14 protein-coding genes are annotated in these 17924 nt (G+C 60.8%); 10 read left to right on the top strand and 4 right to left on the bottom strand.

Translation table 11 applies throughout. The features are described 5' to 3' along the window. Nucleotides 1-73 precede the first annotated feature (73 nt). The 5 genes from K787_RS0100385 (at nucleotide 74) to K787_RS0100365 (ending at nucleotide 7866) form a co-directional block, all read left to right on the top strand. A complete protein-coding gene (locus tag K787_RS0100385) occupies nucleotides 74-955 on the top strand; it encodes a LysR family transcriptional regulator (RefSeq protein ID WP_022960791.1) in 882 nt (293 codons plus the stop codon). Further along, nucleotides 952-2067, top strand: coding sequence for an aminopeptidase (locus K787_RS21775; RefSeq protein ID WP_022960790.1), 1116 nt, complete (start codon nucleotides 952-954; stop codon nucleotides 2065-2067). Before K787_RS0100385 ends, K787_RS21775 begins: the two co-directional genes overlap by 4 nt. Nucleotides 2068-2094: 27 nt before the next feature. Beyond that, entirely contained in the window at nucleotides 2095-5493 is a 3399-nt protein-coding gene (locus tag K787_RS24180) for a bifunctional diguanylate cyclase/phosphodiesterase (RefSeq protein ID WP_161785928.1), read from the top strand. A 79-nt stretch (nucleotides 5494-5572) separates the two neighbouring features. Further along, nucleotides 5573-6583: a zinc-binding alcohol dehydrogenase family protein gene (locus K787_RS0100370; protein WP_022960788.1), complete on the top strand. Its 1011-nt coding sequence runs from the start codon at nucleotides 5573-5575 to the stop codon at nucleotides 6581-6583. A 401-nt stretch (nucleotides 6584-6984) separates the two neighbouring features. After that, nucleotides 6985-7866: a DMT family transporter gene (locus K787_RS0100365; protein ID WP_022960787.1), complete on the top strand. Its 882-nt coding sequence runs from the start codon at nucleotides 6985-6987 to the stop codon at nucleotides 7864-7866. A gap of 56 nt (nucleotides 7867-7922) precedes the next feature. Here K787_RS0100365 and K787_RS0100360 read toward each other — a convergent pair whose 3' ends face one another. From K787_RS0100360 to K787_RS25345, 3 genes are all read right to left on the bottom strand, one after another. Continuing rightward, complete coding sequence (locus K787_RS0100360) at nucleotides 7923-8546, bottom strand: LysE family translocator (protein ID WP_028614444.1); 624 nt, start codon at nucleotides 8544-8546, stop codon at nucleotides 7923-7925. Between the two features lie 77 nt (nucleotides 8547-8623). Beyond that, nucleotides 8624-9412 carry a helix-turn-helix transcriptional regulator gene (locus K787_RS0100355; RefSeq protein ID WP_201765085.1) on the bottom strand — a complete coding sequence of 263 codons (789 nt, stop codon included), beginning with the start codon at nucleotides 9410-9412 and terminating at the stop codon, nucleotides 8624-8626. Nucleotides 9413-9414: 2 nt separating this feature from the next. Continuing rightward, nucleotides 9415-9612 (bottom strand): hypothetical protein, encoded by a 198-nt coding sequence (locus K787_RS25345; protein WP_022960784.1) that lies wholly within the window; start codon nucleotides 9610-9612, stop codon nucleotides 9415-9417. A gap of 187 nt (nucleotides 9613-9799) precedes the next feature. Here K787_RS25345 and K787_RS0100345 point away from each other — a divergent pair, with 187 nt between their 5' ends. From K787_RS0100345 to K787_RS0100330, 4 genes are all read left to right on the top strand, one after another. Continuing rightward, the gene (locus K787_RS0100345; RefSeq protein ID WP_028614442.1) at nucleotides 9800-11230 is read left to right on the top strand and encodes a sigma-54 interaction domain-containing protein; all 1431 of its coding nucleotides are present in this window, start codon (nucleotides 9800-9802) and stop codon (nucleotides 11228-11230) included. Between the two features lie 294 nt (nucleotides 11231-11524). Continuing rightward, the gene (locus tag K787_RS0100340) at nucleotides 11525-12916 is read left to right on the top strand and encodes a GntP family permease (RefSeq protein WP_022960783.1); all 1392 of its coding nucleotides are present in this window, start codon (nucleotides 11525-11527) and stop codon (nucleotides 12914-12916) included. 49 nt (nucleotides 12917-12965) lie between these two features. Continuing rightward, complete coding sequence (locus K787_RS0100335; protein WP_022960782.1) at nucleotides 12966-13736, top strand: 3-hydroxybutyrate dehydrogenase; 771 nt, start codon at nucleotides 12966-12968, stop codon at nucleotides 13734-13736. Nucleotides 13737-13806: 70 nt separating this feature from the next. Next, nucleotides 13807-15762: an acetoacetate--CoA ligase gene (locus tag K787_RS0100330; protein WP_022960781.1), complete on the top strand. Its 1956-nt coding sequence runs from the start codon at nucleotides 13807-13809 to the stop codon at nucleotides 15760-15762. Nucleotides 15763-15768: 6 nt separating this feature from the next. On the opposite strand, the gene dkgB is transcribed toward K787_RS0100330, so the two are convergent. Further along, the gene (dkgB, locus tag K787_RS0100325) at nucleotides 15769-16569 is read right to left on the bottom strand and encodes a 2,5-didehydrogluconate reductase DkgB (RefSeq protein WP_022960780.1); all 801 of its coding nucleotides are present in this window, start codon (nucleotides 16567-16569) and stop codon (nucleotides 15769-15771) included. A 238-nt stretch (nucleotides 16570-16807) separates the two neighbouring features. Here dkgB and K787_RS0100320 point away from each other — a divergent pair, with 238 nt between their 5' ends. Then, nucleotides 16808-17845, top strand: a complete 1038-nt coding sequence (locus K787_RS0100320) for an NAD(P)H-dependent flavin oxidoreductase (RefSeq protein ID WP_022960779.1) — start codon at nucleotides 16808-16810, stop codon at nucleotides 17843-17845. The last annotated feature ends 79 nt before the right edge of the window (nucleotides 17846-17924 follow it).

Here is a 17924-nt window from a genome sequence, read left to right as displayed (position 1 = left end):
AGAGTAGATTAAGCAAAACGGGAAAAAAACCGATAAGATGACACCGACATGTGAGAAAAAGTGACCTATAGCTATGCACCGTGAATTACCCTCTCTCAACGCATTAAAGGCTTTCGAGGCTGCTGCCCAGCTGGAAAGCGTGAGCCAGGCGGCGGAACAGTTGCATGTGACGCACGGTGCCGTCAGCCGCCAGATCCGTATGCTGGAGGAGGAGCTCGGTGTCAGTCTGTTCGAAAAAGACGGGCGCGGCGTACAGCTGACTGCCGCCGGAAGGCGACTGCGCGATGCCAGTCGTGAGGCCTTCGATGGGTTGCGCAGTGCCTGTGCGGAGATTCGCCAGGCGCAGGCGCAGGCACCCTTTCTGCTCGCCTGCCCAGGCAGCCTGCTGGCGCGCTGGTTCATTCCACGTTTGGATCGGCTGAACACCGAGTTGCCGTCACTGAACCTGCACCTGTCCGCCAGTGAGGGCGAAATGGACCCACGCAAGCCCGGGGTCAGCGCTACGCTGCTGTTTGCCGAGCCGCCGTGGCCGGCGGACATGCAGGTCTATCCGCTGCTCGCTGAGCGTATCGGTCCGGTATTCAGTCCGCGCTATGCCCGGGCCACCCTGCTCGAACAGCAACCCGCCGAAGCACTGTTGGAGGAAGCGCTATTGCATACGCTGTCTCGTCCAGGCGCCTGGGCCGACTGGGCCCGGGCTCGCGGTCTGCCGTCCCGTAGCCTGCGTCAGGGCCAGGGCTTCGAACATCTCTATTATCTGCTGGAGGCCGCTTTGTCCGGTCTGGGTGTGGCCATCGCGCCGCAGTTGCTGGTGGCAGATGACGTGGCCAGCGGTCGGCTGCTGGCGCCCTGGGGGTTTGTTGAAACGGCCAATCAGCTGGCGCTGTGGAGTCCAGCGCGCCAGCCGCAGACCCAGGTCAGTGAATTGGCGCACTGGCTGCAGGCCAATTTGTGAAACGTGTTCTGGCGCTCATGTTGACTGCGCTGCTAATCGCTGGCTGCAGCAGCATCGCCTTCGTGCAGCACGCCTGGCAAGGCCAGCGTGAGGTGATGGCGCTGAGTGTGCCGATCGTCGATCTGCTGGAAAGTCCGAATACCGATCCCGCTCTAAAAGTGCGCCTGGCCGAGGCGCTGACCGCCCGCCGCTTCGCCAGCGAGAGCCTGAGTCTGCCGGACAATCAAAGTTATACCCGCTACAGCGCCCTGCCTCGCCCCTATGCCTTGTGGAATCTGTTTGTCGCCCCCGAGCTCTCGCTCAAGCCGGTACAGCATTGCTATCTGTTTACCGGGTGTCTGGCCTATAAAGGTTACTTCTCTCGGGAGGCGGTCGAGGCCGCGGCGCAACATTGGCAGCGGCAAGGCATGGACGTATTTATCGGCGACATCCCAGCCTATTCGACTCTGGGCTGGTATGACGATCCGCTGCTCAGTTCCATGCTCCACGGGGATGATGACTTCGTCGCGCTGACGCTGTTTCACGAGCTGGCGCACCAGCGCTTCTATTTGAAAGACGACACCGCCTTCAACGAGTCCTTTGCCAATTTTGTTGGCCAGGAGGGCCTGCGTCAGTGGCGGGCAAGCAAGGGCTTGGCCCCACCGGATCCGGCCTTGGCAAGGCAACAGGCCGAGTTCAATGCGCTGGTCATGGCGACCCGCGAACGATTGCATGCCGTCTATGCCAGCGACCTGCCAGAAACCGCCACGCGCAGCGCAAAGGACAAGGAATTTGCCCAGCTGCGCAGCGATTACACACAGTGGCGCGACGAGCGCTGGAACGGCAGTACGCGATTCGATGGCTGGTTCGCCGGGGAATTGAATAACGCCAGTTTGTTACCTTTCGGGCTTTATGACTATTGGGTCCCGGCCTTTGCTATGCTGTTTGAGCAGACCGGCAGGGAGTGGCTGGCATTCTACCAAGCGGTCGAGCGGATCGGGCGCCTGGCACCGGTCGATCGTGAAGCTGTGTTGCAGCGGTTGTTGCAGGCAGCGCCAACGGATCAGTGGTTGATCTCATCGGACCAGTCTAAAAAAATAAGAGAAACAGGATGGACAGACGATCACCCATAGCCGCCTATGATCCAGGCAGGCGAAACCATGACTGAGCATGAACCGGTGGCTGAGAAGGTGTTGTTACAACCCCCTCGGGCTTATTGGCTGGTAGCATTGCTGACCGGTCTGATCACCGCCCTGCTGGCCTTCCTTATCGGCTACAGTTTGCATCAACATAACCGCATGCAGTACGAAGAGCAGTTTGTTCAGCGCGTGCAGGCGCATGGCCAGGGCATAGCTGACTTCGTCCAGCGCAGCCTGGGTGCTGTCTATACCTTGGGTACACTGATTCAGGTGTCCAAGGGGCAGATAGACGATTTTCAATTGCTCGGTGAAGAGCTGAGCAACTATTTTCCGGGCGCCTCCATTCTTGCCTTGGCAGAGGACGGGGTGACCAGCCAGGTGTGGCCGCTGGAGGGCAACGAAGGCGAGCTGGGCCGTGATCTGCTGAAGCACCCCGAGCGCGGCGCCGACGCCATGCTGGCCCTACAGAACAAGAGCCTGACCCTGTCCAGCCCTTTTTATCTGCTCCAGGGTGGCCGGGCCATAGCCGGTCGCTTGCCGGTGTTCGTCAGTGATGCGCGTGGCGCTGAGCGCTTCTGGGGCTTTGCCCTGGTGGTCATCAATCTCTCGACCATCGAGTCGCTGCCGGATATTCAGGCGATGCACGACGAGAAGCTGCGCTTTCGCCTGTGGCGCCTGGATCCGCACACGGGCAAGCGGGATCAGCTGTTGCCACTTGCTGATGATGAGGAAGATTTTCAACTTTCCCATGATGTATCCCTGGACCTGGCCAATGCCCGTTGGGTTTTGAGCGTCGAGCAACCCCTGGTGCCCGAGGTGTGGCAGCGCGCATTGATTATGCTGATGATCGGGTTGGTCACTAGCCTGGCGCTGGCCTACTCGGCGCTGCTGGTTCTCAATATGCGCTGGCAGCGACAGAACCTGGCTACGCTGGTTGCGGAACGTACACGCAGCGCGATCGAGGCGCACGACGATATGGCGGCGGTTATTCATGCCGTACCGGACCCGTTGTTCGAACTGGATGCGCAAGGGCGTTACTACGGGATTTATTCCCGTAACACTGATCTGCTCGACACCTCCTTCGAGTCGATGAAGGGCAAAACCGTCTCTGAAGTATTGCCTGCCGGCGCTGCCGGTCAGGTGCTGGATGCCCTGGCGGAGGCCGGGCGCAACGGCTGGTCGAGTGGTTACAGCTTCGCCGTGCCTGGCGAGGATGGTGACCATTGGGTCGAGCTGTCGGTAGCACGCAAGGCGCCACGGCCGAATGAAAACGAGCGCTTTATCGTATTGTCCCGGGACATCACCCAGCGTAAACAGTCCGAAGAGCAGATCCGCCAACTGCTGGCACGCTACCAGTCCTTTGTTAGCGCTTCCAATACCGGTGCCTGGGAATATCATGTCGGCAGTGGGCGACTGGAATTGAGCGCTGAGTACTTTCTGATGCTCGGCCTTGACCCTGCTGAGCAGGAGCATGACCCGTTGTTTGGTTCGCTGCAGGTCTGGATTGATTTGCTCCATCCGGACGACCGGGATGCAGCTGCTAGCCGTTTCGCCCGCTACTACAAAAACCCTAGCGATACGCTGTACGAAAACCGTTTTCGGGTTCGCACCGCCAGTGGGGAATGGATCTGGATTCTGACCCGTGGGCGTTTTTTGCGCGGTCAGGACGGGCAGTTGAGTGATTTGATCGTGGGTAGCCATATCGACATCAACGACACAGTACGCGCGAGCGAGGAACTGAGGCTGGTCGGACGCGTATTTGAGCAGAGCAGTGAAGCTTTTCTGATTACCGATGCCCGTCAGCGCATCGTCAAGGTCAATCAGGCGTTTACCCAGATTTCCGGCTACCGGGCCGAAGATGTCTTGGGCCATACGCCGACCATGCTCTCCTCCGGGCAGCATGACAAGGCGTTCTATCAGCAAATGTGGTCCAGCATAGAAACCAACGGCCAATGGCAGGGTGAGGTCTGGAACCGGCGCAAGGACGGCACCCTCTACCCCGAGTGGCTGCGCATCAGCCGCATGCTCGATGACAAGGGCAAGGTTACCCATTACGTTGCGGTTATGAGCGACATCACCCAGCGCAAGGCAGATGAGCAGCATATTCATCAACTGGCGTATTTTGACGTACTGACCGGATTGCCCAACCGTGCGATGTTCGAGGAGCGGGCGCAGATGGCCCTGAGTCTGGCCGAGCGACATAGCAAGCAATTGGCCTTGATGTATATTGATCTGGACAACTTCAAGAACGTCAACGATTCCCTAGGTCATCAGGTCGGCGATGCTCTGCTGGTCTCCTTCGCCCTGCGGTTGTCGGATCTGTTGCGCGAGGAAGATACGCTGTCACGCACAGGAGGTGACGAGTTCACCCTGATTCTGCCGGAGATTGACGGCAGTGGCGCGGCGCATACGGCGCAGCGCATCGTTGATGCCATGGCCAGATCACTGCACGCAGCAGGGCACGATCTGACCGTGACGGCGTCGATTGGTATTGCCCTGTACCCGGACGACGCACAGGATCTGGTTAATCTGCACAGTAACGCGGATATTGCCATGTACCGTGCCAAGCAGGACGGCCGCAATGGTTACAGCTTTTTCAGGCCTGAGCTGCAGACCTATTACGTGCGTACGCTGCAGATCGAAAACGCCCTGCGGCATGCCCTGGCGCGGAGTCAGCTGAGCGTCTACTTTCAGCCGCAGCACCGTCTGGCGGATGACAGTCTGGTGGGCGCCGAGGCACTGCTGCGCTGGAATCACCCTGAGCTGGGCGCTATTTCACCGGCCGAATTTATTCCGGTGGCTGAAAATAGCGGGCTTATCATTCCGATTGGCGAGTGGGTGCTGGCCGAGTCGCTCAAGCAGCTGCAGTCCTGGCACGCGCTGGGTCATACTGACATGTACGTGGCTGTGAACCTGTCCGCGGCGCAGTTCCGTGATCGGCATTTGTTTGGCAACATCAAAGCCCTGCTGAAAAGGACTGGTGTACCGGCGCAGGCTCTGGAGCTGGAGTTGACCGAGAGCATCACCATGCATGATCCCGAGACCGCCATACAGATTATTGCCAAACTCAATGGCCTAGGTCTGAATCTGGCCCTGGATGATTTTGGTACGGGATATTCCTCGATGAGTTATCTGAAGCGATTTCATCTGCAAAAGATCAAAATCGACCAGTCTTTTATCCGCGAATTGAGTGTCGACAGCGACGATGCAGCCATCGTCAATGCAACCATTACCCTGTCCCGGAGCCTGGGTATGGAGACCTTGGCCGAGGGCGTGGAAACGCAAGAGCAGCGCGATTTTCTGCGCCAGGCCGGTTGCGATTTCGCCCAGGGCTATCTGTACAGCCGGGCCTTGCCAGCGCAGGCCTTTGTCGATTACATGACGCGATGTCGGCCGCTAGCGGCGGCCCCTTTGAAATAGCCTGGCACGGATCGCAACTTCCCTGCCCAGGCTTGCGGGTTCAGACTATGAGACAAATCAAACCGCGCAGGAGCAGAATATGAAAGCTGTTGGATATCAGGAAGCGGGTGACTTGAGTCGCTCGGATGCGCTGCTGGATATCGAATTGCCTCGCCCGGAGCCGGGCCCGCGTGACCTGCTGGTCAAGGTTGCAGCGGTCTCGGTCAATCCGGTGGACGCCAAGATTCGTCGCACTCGCGCACCCTTGAGCGGCGCATTCGACGTGCTCGGCTGGGATGCAGTTGGTACGGTCGAATCTACCGGCGCTGACGTAACCGCCTTCAAACCCGGTGACCGAGTATTTTATGCCGGTGCGATTAACCGGCCGGGCAGCAATGCCGAATACCACCTGGTTGATGAACGGATTGTCGGCCGCGCCCCCGCAAGCCTCAGTGATGCGCAGGCCGCTGCGCTGCCGCTGACTGCCATCACTGCCTGGGAGCTGCTGTTTGATCGTCTGGGCGTGAGCGAAGGTGGTGGTGCCGGCCAGACTTTGCTGGTGATTGGCGCCGCTGGGGGCGTAGGCTCGATACTGGTACAGCTGGCTCGCCAGTTGACCGAGCTGACGGTGGTGGCCACCGCCTCAAGGCCGGAAAGCGTGCAGTGGATCAGTGATCTCGGCGCGCAGCATGTGATTGATCACAGCCAGCCCATGCTGGCGCAACTGCAGGCCAAGGGCATCGAACAGGTCCAGCTGGTCGCCTCACTGACCCACACCGCCGAGCATTTTCACCAATATGTGGAGTGCCTGGCGCCGCAGGGCAAGCTGGGGCTGATTGATGACTTCGAGAGCCTGGACATCCTCAAGCTCAAACCCAAAAGTCTGTCGTTGCACTGGGAATTCATGTTCACCCGTAGCTTGCATCAGACTCCCGACATGATCGAACAGAGCCGGCTGCTGAACCGGGTCGCCGCGCTGGTAGACCAGGGCACCCTGAAGACCACCTTGGGCGAGCACTTCGGCAGGATCAACGCGGCCAATCTACTCAAGGCTCACCGCCTGCTGGAAAGCCATCAGTCTCGCGGCAAGCTGGTACTGGAAGGCTTCTGAACGGCGGCGGCGGGCGCTCCTTGCGCTTGCCGCTTTTGCCATCCGCTGCTAGGGTGAGGGCATCCTTCGGGATGACCTCACTTTTTTAGTTGGAACACGAATCATGATCTTCGCACAGCAAGCAGTTGCCCCTGTCGTTGCCTTTTCGGGCGTAGCCCTTGTCGGGCGGGCATCGGTGCCTGTGCGGAGCCCCAGCGTCGCCTGTTGCGTGGCGTCGCCTCCTGTCGCAGCACCACCGCCTCCGGCCGGTGCTGCAGATCTGTCGCCGCCACGGCGTTTGATCTGATAACACACTCCTTTTTTTGCGCTTCCCTTATGGCCGGCTGATTTGCTGGCCAGACAGTCTGCCGTGGTATTGGTGGCTGATTCGCGGGAGCGCCGTGTTTTGACAGGTGATGATCATGTTTTTCAGCAAGACTACCTGGGTCGCGCTCGGCCCTACCGCATTATTCGTGCTGCTGTGGAGCAGTGGTGCGATTTTTTCTGCCTGGGGGCTGCAACACGCCTCCGCCTTTGCTTTTCTATTTCTGCGTTTCGTTCTGGCCTGCGTTTTATTGGGTTTGCTGGCAAGCTACCGGCGGCGTTGGTTGCCTGCCCCGGGCTCGCGTTGGCGGGTAGTTATGGTCGGCATCCTGCTGACTGGCGGTTACACCATCTTTTACCTGCTGTCGCTGGATCAGGGCATTACCCCGGGTGTGCTGGCGACGGTGCTGGGTGTGCAGCCGATCCTGACCTTGCTGCTGGTAGAGCGGCGGGTATCCTGGTTGCGCCTCGGTGGGTTGCTGCTGGCGCTTGGCGGGTTGACGCTGGTGGTGTTGGAGAGCCTGCGGGCTGCGCGCTTTTCCGTGCTGGGCATCAGTCTGTCGCTGGCTGCGTTGGCTTGTATCACGTTCGGCTCGATCTTTCAGAAGGGCTTGCAGCAGGCGCCGATGGACGTACTGCCGTTGCAGTATCTGATCGGTCTGCTGATGTGTTTGCTGTTCCTGCCTTTTCAGCCGTTCCAGTACGAATGGACTCTGGGGTTCGTGGTGCCGCTGATCTATATGGGCGTGGTGATATCGGTACTGACCACCCTGCTGCTGTATCGCCTCATCAGGGCAGGCAATCTGGTTAACGTCACCAGCCTGTTCTATCTGGTGCCGGGCGTCACTGCAGCGCTGGATTACCTGGTTTTGGGCAACCGCATGGCACCTTTGAGCCTGCTCGGCATGCTGGCGATTCTTGGCGGGTTGGCGCTGGTGTTTCGTAATGCGGGCGCGCAGCGGGTTGATAGGCGCCCATAAACTTGGCAATCTCCGGGCTTTCAGGCACCAGGAATGCTGGATTCTCTAGCGCAGGCTCAGTCTTGCACTAGAGCGCTTAGCAGCCCGATAGCCATGAGTATCAATAGTGCACCTGCCAGGCGTTCGATGTTGGGCAGGTAGTGTTCGAAGCGTCGCATCAGATGTGGCTGGCTGGCCAGCCACATCACCAGCAAGTCCCAGCCCAGCACCAGACCAATCATCCACAGCCCGTAGAGGCCCTGGATTGCCCAAGGTGTGGCCTGGCTGTTGAGTACGGCAAACAGACTGGCGTAGAAAAGAGCGTTCTTCGGGTTCAATAGTCCCGAGGTGAGCCCTGCCAGCAGCGCGCCCAGGGAGGCCGCTGCGGTACTCGTGTTGTGCTGCCCGGCGACCAGCGGGCGATGCCCGGCATGGCGAAGGAATAACCCACCCATGTACAACAGAAAAGCGCAGCCTGCGAACTGAATGGAACGCAATAGAACCCCCTGCTCGTCCAGTACCATCAGCCCGAACCAGGCCAGTAGAATGAACAGTCCGTTAGCCAGGGTAATGCCTACACACACCAGTGCGGCTTGAGCGCGACCTTGGGCAATCGCGTACCGCAGGATCAGGAAGAAGTCCGGGCCGGGGCTAAGCAGAGCAAGGAAATGCGCCCCGGCTACCAGCAGAAATTGTTGCAGCATCAAAAGCACTCCAGGAAAACCATGGGCGCCCAGTCTGAGGTTCGATAAAAGTGACGTATTGAAGGAAAGTGCGTTCAGGGGTGCCGATAGCGACCGGGCGTGGCGGCCACATGAGCTTTGAACACGCGCTGAAAATGGCCCTGATCGGCGAAACCCAGATCCTGCGCCAAGGTGGCCAGGTCCGCGCCCTGGCGCAGATGATCACGGGCCTGCTGTATGCGTTGGTCGAGTAGCCAGGCATGTGGGGTCAGCCCGGTATCGCGGCGGAACAGGCGGATCAATTGATAGCGGCTGAGCCCGCACTCCTGGGCCAGTTCTGTCAGCGATGGAGGTGTGTCCAGAGCGCTGAGCAGGCGAGTCTTGAGGTATGTCATCGACGGTCTGGGTGATGGCTGGCAGGCTACTGGCTGACCGTCTGCCCATAGGTGTTGCCCGATGAATTCGATCAGTGCCGCCTCTTTGTCGGCATTAGCGATAGCGGAAAATAGCTGTGCATTCAACTGGCAGAAGTGTTGGTAGGTCACTTTTGAGCGGCTGATGAAGGCGCTCGATCGGAGATTCAGCTGCGGGTCTATTTCGGCTGTTACGGCAGCAACCCAACTGGGCTTCAGGTGTAGCATCTGATAGCTCCAACTGACATTGGGCGCCGGGTTGCAGGCATGCACCAGCGCTGGCGGCACAATCACCAGACTACCTGGTCTTAGCGTAGCCGCGACATTGCCGCATTGGAAATGACTGAGCCCGGCATCGACTGCGCCAATCGACAGTGTGGAGTGGCTGTGCGCGCGATAGCAGGCGCGGCTGTTGCTGGCCCGGCGGCTTTCGACAAAAGGCAGCGCAGAGTCGTACCAGAATTCGCTCATGGTCAGCACTTGGCCGCAGGCCTGCACACCAGCGGCTGCTCAAGTACCGTCGCCTGATGGGCCGCGTCACTGCGCGAAGCTGTGATCAGGTCGCGGATCAAGCCCAGCAGCCCCTGGCGGACAGTTTCGGCAAAGATTGCGCCGGGCGCCGCGTTGAAGATCAGGCCAAGCAGAAAGGCCGAAATGAAGAGCACGAGCATCGGAGCGTCTCGGGGCAAGTGGCAGAGGTCTTAGTGTCACCGAAGCGGCCACCGCGACGCAATACGACCCCGTCGTTTGAAACGCCGCGACACTTGACTTGCACCGCCGGGCAAACCACCTTTGGGGCTTTACAGCAGCCGGATACGGCAGAGGCCAAGTGATGACAGTAGCGCGACGGATACCAGCATGACCGACAGTCTCAAGGATTATCCGCGGGTGCGGCAACTGGCGATCCGCTCGCTGTTCCAGATTTTCGAGGAATCCAGCGAAGGCACCATCATTGTTGATCATCAGGGGCATATCGTCTGGATGAACGAGCGCTACGCCCAGCGCTTCGGCCTGCCCAACGCCGAAGCGGCGATAGGCCAGCCCTGTGAGCATGTTATCCCCGGCAGCCTGATGCGCGAGGTTGCGCACAGCGGCAAGCCGATTCTGCTCGACCTGCTGGATACTCTCAAGGATCCGCTGGTGGTCATGCGTCTGCCAATTCAGGATCAGCAGGGCGTGACCATTGGCGCGATCGGCTTTGCGCTGTTCGATGAGCTGCACACGTTGTCGCCGCTGTTGATGCGTTATCAGTGTCTGCAGAAAGAGCTGGCCTCGACCCGCTCGCTGTTGCAGGCGCGCCGGGCGCGTTACGGTTTCGCGCACTTTATCGGCACCAGCCCTGCCAGCCTGGAGGTCAAGCGCAGCGCCCGGCGCAGTGCCGCCAGCGAATCTCCGGTGCTGTTGCTGGGCGAGACCGGCACCGGCAAGGAGTTGCTGGCCCAGGCGATTCATAATGCATCGCCGCGGGCGGCCAAGCCGTTTGTTGGCGTCAACTGCGCGGCCATCCCCGAAAGTCTGCTAGAGGCGGAGTTCTTTGGCACCGCGCCGGGGGCCTTTACCGGGGCGGATCGCAAGGGCCGGCTGGGCAAGTTGCAGGTCGCCGAGGGCGGCACGCTGTTTCTCGACGAGATCGGCGATATGCCATTGGCGTTGCAGGGCAAGCTGTTGCGCGTATTGCAGGAAAAGGAATTCGAGCCGGTGGGCTCCAATCAGATGCTGCGCAGCAACGTCCGGGTGCTGGCCGCAACCTCGATCGATCTGCCGGCGGCGGTCGACCGGGGTGATTTCCGCGCCGATCTGTATTACCGCCTGAACGTGCTGCCGATTGCGGTGCCGCCGCTGCGCGAACGCCTTGGCGATCTGCCGGCGCTCTGCGAGGCCATGCTCGAGGCGCTGAATGAGGCACCCGGCGAGGTGCCTGGCCCTGGCAGCAGCCGCGAGCTGACGGCGCAGGCGCTGGCTTTGCTGGCCCGTCATGCCTGGCCAGGGAACGTGCGCGAGTTGCGCAATGTGCTTGAGCGCGCAGTGCTGCACAGTGATTCGCCGCTGCTTGACGCCCAGTGTGTGCAACGCGCCATTGGTGTGCTGCAGCCGCTTGCTACAGTATCTTCGAGCGCTGGTGATGCCACCGAACTGTTCTATCCGGCGCGGGAGGCGTTCGAGCGGCAGTTCATCGAGCAGGCGCTGGCGCGGGCGGGCGGCAACGTCACCCTGGCGGCCCAGCAGCTCGGCCTGGGCCGCTCCACGTTGTACAAGAAACTGCTGGCGCTGGGTATTCTGTCTCAATAGCGGGACGCGTCTCAAAATGGAGACTATGCCCCAGGGGCGCTGTTGCCGGGGGTCCCCTCCACTTCTTCTGTATTGTTGTCTCCAATAGTAGACAAAAGTGCTTCTGTTATTTCCACTGATCCTGAATTTATTCAATTAATTCAATGCCTTGGATTAGCTGGCATGGTTATCGCTATAGCTTCTGCGCACGATAGCCCCGCCTGCCGGGAGCTAACGCAAGGGACCGGTCTGACCGGTACCCCAACAAAAACAATGATCGAGACAGCGCCCTGCTGTCATGCAAGGAGTTCTTCCATGAGTGTGCTGATTGCCCTCTCTGCCCTGGCGTTGCTGATGATTGCAGCGTATCGCGGTTACAGTGTCATCCTCTTCGCCCCCATTGCTGCCCTCGGCGCAGTGCTGCTGACCGACCCCTCTGCTGTTGCCCCAGCCTTTACCGGCATCTTCATGGAAAACATGGTCGGCTTCATCAAGCTGTATTTTCCGGTGTTTCTGCTGGGCGCGGTGTTCGGCAAGCTGATTGAGCTGTCCGGGTTTTCCCGCTCCATTGTTGCAGCCGCGATTCGTCTGTTGGGCACCAGCCAGGCCATGCTGGTCATTGTGCTGGTCTGTGCGCTGCTCACCTACGGGGGCGTGTCGCTGTTTGTGGTGGTTTTCGCCGTTTATCCGTTCGCGGCCGAGATGTTTCGCCAGAGTGATATCCCCAAGCGCCTGTTGCCGGCGACCATCGCACTGGGCGCCTTCACCTTCACCATGACGGCCCTGCCCGGCACGCCGCAGATCCAGAACATCATCCCGACCACCTTTTTCGACACCACCGCCTGGGCCGCGCCCTGGCTCGGGCTGGTCGGTACGCTGTTCGTCTTCAGCGTCGGCATGCTCTATCTCAAGCGGCAGCTGTCCAAGGCTCAGCGCGCCGGTGAGGGATACGGCAGCAACCTGCGCAACGAGCCGGAAACCCCGGACGACATCGACCTGCCCAGCCCCTGGCTGGCGTTGTCGCCGCTGTTGCTGGTGGGTGTGGCGAATCTGGTGCTGACGCGCTGGATTCCCGAGCTTTACGGCACCACTCACACTCTGCAACTGGCCGGGATGGCCGAGCCGTTGCAGACCAATGTCACCCGCCTGACGGCGATCTGGTCAGTCCAGGCAGCGCTGTTGCTGGGCATTCTGCTGGTACTGGTCTGCGCCTTCCGCACGATCAAGGACCGGCTTGCCGAAGGCACACGCACGGCGGTGGGTGGCGCGCTGCTGGCGGCGATGAATACCGCCTCGGAATACGGTTTTGGCGCGGTGATTGCGTCCCTGCCGGGCTTTCTGGTGGTCGCCAATGCGCTGGAGCGCATTCCCAACCCGCTGATCAATGAAGCGATCACCGTCAATCTGCTTGCCGGTATCACCGGCTCGGCCTCGGGCGGCATGAGTATCGCCCTGGCGGCGATGTCGGACAGCTTCGTCAGCGCCGCCAATGCCGCCAGCATTCCGCTGGAGGTGCTGCACCGGGTGGCTTCAATGGCCAGTGGCGGGATGGACACACTGCCGCACAATGGCGCGGTGATCACCCTGCTGGCGGTCACCGGGCTGACCCATCGCGAAGCTTACAAGGATATCTTCGGTATCACCGTAATCGCGACCCTGGCGGTGTTTGTGGTGATCGGCGTCTACTACCTTACCGGTATTGTTTAACCTATTGTGGCAGCATCGGGTGTGACCCGGGTGCTGCGGGAGTATAGCGATGACATTGAAAGGCAAGACTGCGCTGGTGACTGGTTCGACCAGCGGCATAGGGCTGGGCATTGCGCTCAAGCTGGCCGAGGCTGGCGCCGATCTGGTACTCAACGGCTTTGGTGATGCCCCTGCGGCCGTGGCTCAGGTGGCGCAATACGGCGGTCGGGTGGTGCACCATCCGGCGGATATGGCCGATCCGCAGGCCATCGCCGGGATGATCGATTTTGCCCTGGCTGAATTCGGCGCAGTGGATATTCTGATCAATAACGCCGGTATACAGCATGTGGCGGCGGTAGAGGATTTCCCGGTCGAGCGCTGGGACGCGATCATCGCGATCAACCTGTCGGCGGTGTTTCATACCACGCGGCTGGCGCTACCGGGCATGCGTGAGCGTGGCTGGGGGCGAATCATCAATGTCGCTTCGGTGCACGGGCTGGTCGGCTCGCGGGAAAAGGCTGCTTATGTGGCCGCCAAGCACGGGGTGCTGGGTCTGACCAAGGTGGTGGCGCTGGAAACCGCGACCACCGCCATTACCTGCAATGCGCTCTGCCCCGGCTGGGTGCTGACGCCGCTGGTGCAGCAGCAGATTGATGAGCGCAGTGCCCGGCTCGGTGATGCCGATGCCGCCCGCGAAGGGCTGCTGGCCGAGAAGCAGCCATCGCTGGCCTTTGTTGAGCCGGCGCAACTGGGCGAGCTGACGCTGTTCCTCTGTAGCGACGCGGCCGCGCAGGTCCGTGGTGCGGCCTGGAACATGGACGGCGGCTGGGCCGCTCAATAACACCCGTATAACAACGTCAATACACGAATTCTGGACCAACGCGCCGTATCGCGGCGCCCGAGGACATACCATGCAACAGCCCCTGTGGACCCCTTCACCCGAGCGCATCGCCGCCACACGGATGGATGCCTTTCGCCGTTTCGTCAACCAGCGTCACGCGCTGGCGCTGGTTGACTATCCAGCGTTGCACGCCTGGAGTATCGCCGAGCGCGCGGCCTTCTGGCAGGCGATAGTTGATTACTTCGAGGTGCGTTTCAGTCAGCCTGCAAGCCAGGTACTGATCGAGCAGCCGAGCATGCCGGACGCGAGCTGGTTTCCTGGCGCGAGGCTGAACTTCGCCGAGCATTTGTTGCGCCGCCGTGATGAGCATCCGGCGCTGGTGGCCATCGCTGAAGATGGCAGCCGCGAAGTGCTCAGCCATGCCCAACTGGCCGAGCATGTGGCTGGCCTGCAGCGTAGCCTGCGCGCGGGGGGCGTGGGGCCGGGTGACCGGGTGGCGGCGTTTATGCCCAATACCTGGCAGACCCTGGTCGGCATGCTGGCGACCGCGAGCCTCGGTGCGACCTGGTCGTCCTGCTCACCGGACTTCGGCACCCAGGGGGTGATTGATCGCTTCGGTCAGATCGAGCCCAAGGTACTGATCGCCTGCGCCGGCTACCATTACGCCGGCAAGCAGATCGACCTGACCAGCAAGCTGAACGAGATTCTCACTCAGTTGCCGTCGCTGCAACAGCTGCTGGTGGTGCCGTACGCCTGGCCGCAGGTGCAAGCCGGCGATTTCACCAGCGGCGCAAAGGTCAGCCTGTGGGCCGACTTTTACCAACCCGGCGGCGAGCCGGAATTCACCCCGGTGGCCTTTGATCACCCGCTGTACATTCTCTATTCCAGTGGCACCACTGGCGTGCCCAAGTGCATCGTGCATGGCACCGGCGGCACGCTGCTGCAGCATCTCAAGGAGCTAGGCCTGCATACCGACCTGGGGGCCGAGGATCGATTGTTCTACTTCACTACCTGCGGTTGGATGATGTGGAACTGGCTGGTCTCCGGGCTGGCCGTAGGCGCGACCCTGGTGCTGTTCGACGGCTCGCCCTTCCACCCCGGTGCCGAACGCCTGCTGGACATGGTCGACGCCGAGAGCATCAGCGTGTTCGGCACCAGCGCCAAGTACCTGGCCGCGCTGGAAAAGGCCGGTGTGCGCCCGGCGCAGTCGCATCGGCTGACGGGGCTGAAGAGCCTGCTGTCGACCGGTTCGCCGCTGTCGCATGAAAGCTTCGAATACGTTTATCGCGAGATCAAGGCCGATCTGTGCCTGTCATCAATCTCCGGCGGCACCGATATCGTCTCCTGTTTTGCGCTCGGCAACCCGGTGCTGCCGGTATGGGCTGGTGAGCTGCAGTGCAAGGGGTTGGGCATGGCGGTGGAAGTCTGGGATGACGAGGGTCGACCCCTGAGCAGCGGCAAGGGCGAACTGGTGTGTACCAAGCACTTCCCGTCGATGCCCACCGGTTTCTGGCAGGACGCTGACGGTAGTCGCTTCCGCGCGGCGTATTTCGAGCGCTTCCCCGGCGTCTGGGCGCACGGCGATTATGCCGAGGAAACCGCCCATGGCGGCCTGGTCATCCATGGCCGTTCGGATGCGGTGCTGAATCCCGGTGGGGTACGGATCGGGACGGCGGAAATCTATCGCCAGGTGGAAAAGGTCGAAACTGTGCTGGAGTCGATAGCCATCGGTCAGGAGTGGCAGGGCGATGTGCGCGTGGTGCTGTTTGTGCGCCTGCGCGAGGGCATCGAACTGACCGACGCGTTACAGGACCAGATCCGGCAGACCATCCGTGCCAATACCACGCCGCGCCATGTGCCCGCGCGGATTGTCGCGGTGGCGGATATTCCGCGCACCATTAGTGGCAAAATCGTCGAACTGGCGGTGCGCAACGTGGTGCACGGTCAGCCGGTGAAGAACACCGACGCGCTGGCCAATCCCGATGCGCTGGTGTTGTTCCGGAATCTGCCCGCGCTGCAGAGCTGAGGGCGGTTAGTCCCAGCGTGGTGCAAATTCCGGATTGGCAATCCGCTCGCCGCGCTCCAGCGCGGCAATAGCGGCTACGTCCTCCTGGCTGAGCCGAATCTTTGCCGCGTCCAGATTTGCCTGCTGGTGGGCGCGTTTGGTCGAGGAGGGAATCACCACATAGCCCGACTGCAGCAACCAGGCCAGTGTTACCTGTGCCGGGGTTACCTTGTGGGCGCGGGCAAGCGCCTGCAACACTGGATCCTGCATGACCTTGCCTACGGCCAGCGGCATATAGGCGGTCAGTTGAATGCCCTGCTCGCGGGCAAATTCGGCCAGCTTGCGATTGTGCAGGAAGGGATGGATCTCGACCTGGTTGGTGGCGAGGTTCTCGGCGCCAACCAGATCAATCGCTTGGGTCAGATGCTCAATGGTGAAGTTGGACACGCCAATGGCGCGGGTCAGTCCCTGTTCGCGCGCCTCAAGCAGCATCGGCAGATACTCCTCTATTGGCACTTTTCCTTCCGGCGACGGCCAGTGGATCAGTGTCAGATCGACCTGCTTCAGACCGAGCTTGTGCAGACTCTCGTGCAGACTGGGAATCAGCTTCTCTGGCTTCAGGTTAGTGATCCAGATCTTGGTCGTGATAAACAGCTCGTCGCGCGGAATGCCGCTGGCAGCGATGGCCTCGCCTACTTCCTGCTCATTATCGTAGATCTGCGCGGTATCGATGTGGCGATAGCCCAACTCGAGCGCCGTAGTGAGCGCATCGATCAGCTCCTGACCCTTGAGGCGGAAAGTACCAAAACCCAATGGTGGCATCGTCATGCTGTTATCTCCGATATGGTTACAAACGTTCACTACACCATAGACCAACGTACCCCGGCTAACAGTTCCGCGCGGCCATCGCTTGTATTCAGAGCGCGGCTTTGCTCAAGTCTGATTAGATCTCCGGTACGCAAGAGGTGGGTTGTTGGACGTGAGCAGTTCAAGTCTTGTTCCAGGGCTGGATGAGCAGCGTCATAACCCGGTAGGCTGTATAGCACTTAATACAGAGGTAGTGCTGATGACTATGCATCCCCTACTGGGCACGCGGTTGCCCATTATTCAGGCACCCATGGCCGGAGTTCATGACAGCAAACTGGCGTTGGCGGTGTGCCGTGCCGGTGGGCTGGGCTCGATTCCGGCGGCCATGCTCAGTCCGGATGCGCTGGCCGCGGAACTCAAAATCATGCATGAGCAGGCTGCCGGGCCGTGGAATGTAAATTTCTTCTGCCATACGCCGCCGACGCCGGACGATCAGCGCGAGGCCGCTTGGCGTAGTGCGCTGGCGCCTTATTATCGTGAGCTGGGCTTGGACGTTGAGAGCATCCCCAGCGGCGCAGGACGGCGCCCTTTCGATGCCGAGGCGCTGGAGCTGCTGCGCGAGTACAAACCACCGGTGGTCAGCTTCCATTTCGGCCTGCCCCTCCCCGAGCTGCTGGATGAATTGAAAAGTTGGGGTACCAGGGTCATCTCATCGGCGACCACGGTTGAGGAAGCGCAGTGGCTGCAAGCCCATGGCGCCGATGCGGTGATTGCCCAGGGCCTGGAAGCCGGCGGACATCGTGGCATGTTTCTGACCGAGGACATGACCACCCAAGTTGGCACCTTTGCACTGTTGCCGCAGATCGTCGCTGCGGTGCGGCTGCCGGTGATTGCCGCAGGTGGCATAGCTGATGCTCCCGGCGTGCGCGCTGCCATGGCGCTGGGTGCGGCGGCAGTACAGATTGGTACCGCCTATCTGTTGTGTCCGGAGGCCAACACCAGCGCAGTACATCGGGCCGCGTTACAGAGTGAGGCGGCTGCGCATACGGCGCTGACCAACCTGTTCTCCGGTCGGCCGGCACGTGGCATCGTCAACCGCGTGATACGCGAGCTGGGCCCTATAAGCGAGCTGGCGCCGGCCTTCCCTTTGGCGGGTACCGCGATTACACCGCTACGCAGTGCAGCGGAAAAACGCCACAGTGGTGATTTTTCACCGCTCTGGGCTGGGCAGAATGTACGAGGTTGCCGAGCTATATCGGCAGCCGAATTGACTCTGCAGCTGATGGGCGAAAGTTAAAGCTGTGGACGCGGGTATTCGACCCAGATGGCGCTTAAGCGATCCGCCAGCACCATCAGGTCGAAGGGGTGGATAATCA

The organism is Halopseudomonas pelagia CL-AP6, assembly GCF_000410875.1.
GTDB classification, from domain to species: domain Bacteria; phylum Pseudomonadota; class Gammaproteobacteria; order Pseudomonadales; family Pseudomonadaceae; genus Halopseudomonas; species Halopseudomonas pelagia.
This window is presented reverse-complemented; position numbering and strand designations above follow the sequence as displayed.